2 protein-coding genes are annotated in these 1,434 nt (G+C 64.4%); one reads left to right on the forward strand and one right to left on the reverse strand.

Annotated features, from left to right (window positions below; genetic code table 11):
- The first annotated feature begins 45 nt into the window (after positions 1 to 45).
- Positions 46 to 297, forward strand: a complete 252-nt coding sequence (locus AC1DMG_RS22120) for a hypothetical protein (protein WP_441605139.1) — start codon at positions 46 to 48, stop codon at positions 295 to 297.
- 53 nt (positions 298 to 350) lie between these two features.
- Here AC1DMG_RS22120 and AC1DMG_RS22125 read toward each other — a convergent pair.
- Positions 351 to 1,434, reverse strand: a 1,084-nt coding sequence (locus AC1DMG_RS22125) for a MutS-related protein (protein WP_477181151.1), incomplete at its 5' end; no start/stop codon positions are given.

The raw sequence follows: 1,434 nt of genomic DNA on the forward strand, positions 1-1,434 counted from the left end.
GCCTGTCTGACGATGCCTGCCTCTTGATCCCAGCGGAGAGTCGTCGTGGCAGAGCACATCCAGGAAGGCGACATGGTTTTCGTGGCCGACGGCGAAGATGGCATCGGCTCGGTACGCCGGCTGCTGGCAGGCGGCCATGCACTGCTGGTCTATATCGAGAACGGCGGCGACTTCGAGATACCGGTGAGCGCCGTGCGCGCCGTGCATTCAGGCAAGGTCGTGCTCGACCTCGATCATTTGCCGACGCCGGTGCTCGAAGCGATCGGCAACGCCCGCAAGTCGGAATATCCGCACTAGATCCGGCTGTGTGATATCGACTCGCTCTCCTGCGAGCCGATGTCCGCTGCCTCTCAGGCCAGCGACTTGAGCCGATAAAGCGCTTCCAGCGCCTCGCGCGGCGTCATCGCATCGGGATCGATGCCTTCCAGCGCACGTTCAACCACCGACGGCGCCGCGGCGAACAAGCCCATCTGTGGCGACTCCTGAGCAGGCGTCTTGGTTTCCGTCGCCGAGGCGTGCTGATACATGCCGCGTTCCAGCTCAGCCAGCGTGCGCCGCGCGTCGGCGATCACCGACTTGGGCAGGCCGGCGAGCGCGGCCACCTGCAAGCCGAAGCTGCGATTGGCAGGGCCTTCCTTCACCGCGTGCATGAACACCAGCTGCTCGCCGTATTCCACCGCGTCCAGATGCACGTTGGCGATCGTGGCGTATTCGTTGGCCAGCTCGGTCAACTCGAAATAGTGCGTGGCGAACAGCGTGTACGAGCGGCTGCTGGCGGCCAGATGCACTGCCGCCGCGCGTGCGAGCGCCAGGCCGTCATACGTGCTGGTGCCGCGGCCCACTTCATCCATCAGTACCAGGCTGTGCTCGGTGGCATTGTGCAGGATGTTGGCGGTTTCGCTCATTTCCACCATGAAAGTGGACTGGCCGCGTGACAAGTCGTCGCCCGCGCCGATACGCGTGAACACACGATCGATAGTGCCGATCACCGCACGCGACGCAGGCACGTAGCTGCCGATATGCGCCAGCAGCACGATCAGCGCGTTCTGGCGCATATAGGTCGACTTACCGCCCATGTTCGGGCCGGTGATCACCAGCATGCGACGGCTGTCGTCCAGCATCAGGTCGTTCGGTTCGAACGGTTCTTCGCGTACTTTCTCCACCACCGGATGGCGGCCGCGCTCGATCGCGATGCCGGGCTCGTCGGTGAGTTCGGGCGCGCTCCAGTCCAGTGCCATGGCGCGCTCGGCGAGCGTGGCCACCACGTCCAGTTCGGCCATGGCGGAGGCGGCGCTCTTGAGTGGCTCCAGTTGCGCGGTCAAGGTATCGAGCAGCGCTTCGTACAGCGCGCGCTCGCGCATCAGCGAGCGTTCCTTGGCCGAGAGCACCTTGTCCTCGAAGTTCTTCAGTTCTTCGGTGATATAGCGCTCGGCG

The sequence above is a fragment of the Dyella sp. 01N36 genome (assembly GCF_056399745.1).